Origin of the sequence: Maribacter sp. 4G9 (assembly GCF_002742265.1) — a bacterium.
GTDB lineage: Bacteria > Bacteroidota > Bacteroidia > Flavobacteriales > Flavobacteriaceae > Maribacter.
This window is the reverse complement of sequence record NZ_MDGL01000194.1, coordinates 129,787-135,786: the sequence shown is the minus strand read 5'-3', so window position 1 is coordinate 135,786 and position 6,000 is coordinate 129,787. Positions and strand designations below refer to the sequence as shown.

The 6,000-nt window shown below is 44.0% G+C and carries 1 protein-coding gene; it reads left to right on the top strand.

The window, feature by feature from the left end:
* The first annotated feature begins 15 nt into the window (after window positions 1-15).
* Window positions 16-5,811 carry a PKD domain-containing protein gene (locus BFP75_RS22655; RefSeq protein ID WP_206073589.1) on the top strand — a complete coding sequence of 1,932 codons (5,796 nt, stop codon included), beginning with the start codon at window positions 16-18 and terminating at the stop codon, window positions 5,809-5,811.
* Window positions 5,812-6,000: the final 189 nt, after the last annotated feature.

The window sequence follows — 6,000 nt, the reverse complement described above, 5'->3', positions numbered from 1 at the left end:
GCGGAGACTGGCCTTTTGACCTCGAACGTCACGGAAATAGTATCGGCGATGCCATCGGACCAGAGGATAGTCTATGCAGGGGATGCGTCCAAGTCGCAGATCTACCATAGAACCAATAGCACCACGCCCGGGGTTATGATGCCCCCTTTGGCCAAGGGCCAAGTGGACGAGGAAGGTGTGGCATTGCTCGAAGCATGGATCAATCAGTTGAACGCTCCGCCAACAGCGGTTGCTACTTCAGATAGTACTATAGGTAATGCACCCTTATCCATTCAGTTTACCGGTAGTAATTCCACTGATGATCAAGGAGTTGTATCTTATGCTTGGGACTTTGGCGATGGAGGTACTTCTACAGCGGCAGATCCCTCATATATATATACAACCCCTGGGCAGTATACTGCTACATTAACGGTTACTGATGGGGACGGACAAATTGGGAGTGTATCCATTGACATGATCATTACCGGTGGCACTGTGGACAATACTGCAAACGCTTCCATAAATCTGGCACTTTTATCCGATGCTATAGTACAAGGAAGTGTAGAAGGTGGAAGGGGCGTACCTAAGGATATTTTGTTTGATCCAACCACTAATGACTATTTTCAAGCAACTCCATTTAATGAATATGGGGTGGCCTATCAAGAAAACCTTGGTACCGTTGGTATTCAAGACGCTTTTACTTGGAGGGTTGATTGGATTTCCTCTAAAATGGTAAACTATATAACTTTTGGAGGAGTTTTTCCAAATCAACCGCAGCCAAATACGTTATGGAGAATAAGTTATCGTTCTGGAAACACTTGGACAATATTGGAAGAAGGTCAAGGTGGATGGCTAGATAGTGGTATTTATGAATGGGGAGGGTCAACCGAGACTCCAATTCAAATAGATGGACTTCGCGTACAGATTTATAGTGACGGAACGAACGATTTGGTAAGTATTCATCTTCGAGGTAGGGGAGGTGTTTCCAATAGTACAGACGATAGTAATACAGAGCCTAAGGCAACTTTAATTCAGTATTTACCGGATAAAGGTGCCCCTACAAGCGATTTTACCTATACGGCAAATGATTTGGAGGTAACTTTCGACTCTTCCGGAAGTAGTGATTCAGATGGTACAATAGATTCATACAATTGGGATTTTGGTGATGGAAATACATCTACGGTTTCCAATCCAATACATAACTATGCCGCTCCGGGAACATATACGGTAATCCTAACAGTGACCGATAATGATGGACTTACAGATGATAGATCACAGGATATTACCGTGGATGGTATTCCGGCAATTCCAGTGGCCGTGGTGTCAAGTGATGTATCCTCCGGTTCGGCTCCTTTTAATGTTCAATTTAATGGTAGCAATTCTACGGATGATGTGGGTATTACATCGTATGCATGGGATTTTGGGGATGGTGGAAGCTCCACAGAAGCTGATCCGGCTTACATATATAATCTTCCAGGACAATATATTGCGACTTTAACGGTGACGGATGTTGATGGAAATTCAGATTCGACTTCAGTTATTATTATAGCTTCGGGAGGTAACGCAGATAATACTCCAAATGCAGGTATCAACCTGGCCTTGTTACCAGATGCCTATGTAAATGGTAATGCAATGGACGGTCGTGGTGCCCCTGAGGATATTCTATACGACCCTTCTATCGACAATTACTTTCAGCCTACTGATTTTAATGAATATGGAGTTGCTCGTAATGCAAATTTGGGAACCCCACCGGTTGGGGAAGGATTCAATTGGCAAGTGGATTGGATTACTCCCAAACTAGTTAATTACATCACCTTTGGTGGAGTATTTCCTAATCAGCCACAGCCTAATTCCTTATGGAGGATAAGCTATCGAGTAGGTAATGACTGGACTATTTTAGAAGAAGGACAGGGAGGATGGCTTAACAGTGGGATTTATGAATGGGGAAGCTCAACAGAAACCCCTATCGAAATCGATGGCTTACGAGTCCAGATGTACAGTGATGGAACCAATGATTTGGTTAGTATACATTTAAGGGGCCGAGGAGGTATTTCCAATAGACTTGATGACAGTATAACAGAGCCAAAAGCTACCTTGATACAATATCTACCGGATACAGGTGCGCCAGAGAGTGCCTTCTCCTATGTGGTAGACAATTTGAACGTATCATTTGACTCCTCTAATAGTTCTGATAACGTGGGAATAGAATCCTTTACCTGGGATTTTGGGGATGGCAATGGTTCTACTATGGCAAATCCTTCGCATACCTACGCAGAGGCCGGGGTGTACACTGTTTCTTTAACCGTTACCGATATTGACGGGTTAAGTGATACAACTTCTCAACAAGTAACTGTAACGGTGGACAATAGTCTTCCTGTTGCGTTGGCATCATCCAATGTTAATGTAGGATTAGCTCCTTTATCCATTCAATTTACAGGCAGTAATTCAACCGATGATATAGGGGTGGTTTCTTATGCCTGGGATTTTGGTGACGGTGGAACGGCAACTGGAGCAGACCCAAATTATTCCTATACGGTACCCGGAACTTATAATGCTATACTTACGGTTACGGACGGGGATGGGAATTGGGCCTCAGAAACCCTTACCATAGTAGTTTCCAGTGGCGTTGTGAATAACACACCAAACCCAGGATTAAACCTGGCCTTGGTTCCAGACGCTTTAGTGGGTGGTAATGTAGAAAATGGTCGTGGAACGCCCCAACATATTTTGTACGACCCCTCAAAAGACGATTATTTTATTAAAACCGATTTCAATGAGTATGGCGTACTAAGAAATGAAAGTTTAGGGACTCCGGGGATAGATGATGGATTCCGTTGGCAAGTGGATTGGGTAGACCGTAAACAAGTTAATTATATCACTTTTGGGGGCGTTTATCCTAATCAGCCTCAATCGAATTCATTGTGGCGTATCTCCTATAGAGTGGGCAATTCTTGGGTTACCTTGGAAGAAGGCCAGGGTGGATGGCTGAATTCGGGTATCTATGAATGGGGAGGTCCTACTCAGGTTCCTATTGAAATAGACGGACTTAGGGTACAGGTTTACAGTGATGGTATAAATGAATTGGTTAGTATTCACTTAAGAGGTCGTGGTGGCGTTTCCAATGTTGTCAACGATAGTGGTACGCAGCCCAAGGCCACACTGATCCAGTATTTGCCCGAAACAGGAGCACCTGAAAGTGTTTTTGATTATACCATCAACGATTTGGATGTTACTTTTGACTCTTCCAACAGTTCGGATGACATAGGAATCGTTTCTTATGCCTGGGATTTTGGTGATGGAAGCACCTCTACGGATGTAAATCCAGTGCATACGTATGCTACCTCGGGCACCTATACAGTTTATTTAATGGTAACGGATGGAGATGGTATCAGCGATACATCCTCAGCGGATATCTTTGTTGGAAATCCTGCAAACGAGGCTCCTATAGCGGTTATTGGGACAAGTTTGATTACCGGTGCAGCACCACTTTCTGAAAATTTCACGGGTAGTAATTCCACGGATGATGTAGGTATCGTTTCTTATGTTTGGGATTTTGGTGATGGTAGCACTTCTACGGAGCCTGACCCTACACACGTTTATCTAAGCCCAGGTACGTATCTGGCTACCCTAACGGTAACGGATGGCGAGGGACTTACGGATGAAGCATCGGTAACGATAATTGCAACAAGCGATGTGGCATCTAATGCTCCAAATTCAGGAATTAATTTGGGACTTGCCCAAGATGCTATCCTTACTGGATCTGTTACTTCAGGAGGTAGGGGAACTCCCCAAGCTATTTTATATGACCCTGGCAGGGATGATTATTTTGTAAAAACAGCATATAATGAGTATGGTGTTGCAATCAATCAAAATTTAGGTACCCCCGGCCCAGAAGATGGATTCCGTTGGCAGGTGGATTGGGCTGCAAGAAAAAGGGTCAATTACATCACTTTTGGAGGCGTATATCCAAACCAGCCCCAACCCAATTCTTTGTGGAGAATTAGTTACAGGGTAGGGAATACTTGGACGGTATTGGATGAAGGTCAAGGGGATTGGATTGATGCGGGTATTTATGAATGGGGTGGTATAGCCCAAGCACCTATTGAAATGGATGGATTGCGTGTTCAAGTGTATAGTGATGGCACTAATGATTTGGTAAGTATCCACCTACGCGGTAGAGGTGGTGTTTCCACTAGCATTGATGATAGCGCTACCCAACCAAAGGCTACTTTAATACAGTACTTACCGGATGCCGGAGCACCCGAAAGTGCATTTGATTATACCGTTGCGGACTTGGAAGTTATTTTTGATAGCACTGGAAGTTCGGACGATATGGGAATAATTGGATATCTCTGGGATTTTGGAGATGGTAATACTTCAACCGAGGCAAATCCAATTTATGAATATTTTCAATCCGGTACCTATAACGTAAGTTTAACGGTTGCCGATGCTGATGGTAAGGAGGATACGGTAACACAAAGTATTACCGTAAATGGAAATGGTCGGCCAACAGCTATTGCGGATTCAGACGTTGATACAGGATCGGCTCCCTTGCTAGTTCAGTTCACAGGCAGTGGTTCAACAGATGATGTAGGCATCGCTTCTTATACATGGGACTTTGGTGATGGAACAGGGACATCTGCGGTTGCCGATCCTATTTATGAATATACTAATGACGGTGTTTATACGGTAACCCTTACGGTTGCAGATGCTGAAGGTCGTACGGATGAGGCCAGCTTAACTATTACTGTGACAATCGGGAATGATGCTCCCGTTGCTGTTGCATCTTCCAATGTGTCCGTTGGAGCAGCTCCCTTAGCGGTTCAATTTATGGGTAGTAACTCCACCGATGATGTGGCCGTAGCTTCGTACGTATGGGATTTTGGAGACGGGGGAACTTCAACTCAGTCCGACCCAATATATGAGTACATGGCTGAAGGTATCTATACGGCTACCTTAACGGTTACCGATGCAGAAGGTCTAACTGACGAGGCTAGCCTTACCATTACGGTTACTCAAGGAAATGCAGCCCCCATGGCGTTGGCAACTTCGGACGTTTCTTCCGGAGAGGCTCCATTGTCGGTACAGTTTACTGGAAGTAACTCTACCGATGATAATGGAATAGTTTCGTATTCATGGGATTTTGGAGACGGGGGAACATCAACAGAAGCCGATCCAACATATGACTACATGACAGAAGGTGTATTTACGGTTGCCTTAACGGTTGCCGATGCAGAAGGTCTTACCGATGAAGCAAGCTTTACTATAACGGTTAGCTCAGGTAATTTAGGTCCTAATGCAGTGGCTTCCGCTAATGTACTTTCTGGACCAGCTCCTTTAACCGTTCAGTTTTCCAGTAGCGGAACAACGGATGATACGGGAATCGCATCCTTTGCATGGGACTTTGGTGATGGAGGTACTTCAACGGAACCGAATCCAAGCTATGAATTTACGACCGAAGGAACCTACACTGTAGTGTTGTCAGTGACGGACGATATGGGTGCCGTGGGTACTGCAGAGTTGGAAATCGTTGTGGAGGCCAATGAGACTCTAGAAGAAGAGGAATTGGAAATGATTATATCCCCCAACCCGTCTTCGGATTTTGTGGAAATAATCCTCAATGGCGCAGTGGCCCCCGAGGATATAGTAGGTTTTATGTTACATGACACAGCTGGTAGGCTCATAAGACAATATCAGCCAGCTGCACTACTACAGGGTGTTGGGGTATATCGTATAGACTTGGATATTTTGCCCAATGAAGTATACGTAGTTACGCTAGTCTTGAATAACGACAATCCTATTTCCAAGCGAATCATTCTAAGAAGACAATAGATTATTAATGGGTAGTTATAAAGCGGGATTATATCCCGCTTTTTTTTAACAAACAGTTTTGAGCAGGTTTGGTCTTTATTCAACTAATCGGAGAAACACCTATTTCCAAGGCGAACGAAGGTCTCTTTAAATTGTATCTTTTATATCGTGTTTTTATCGAAAAATTATTGCCACCTGGTAAAAATTAAC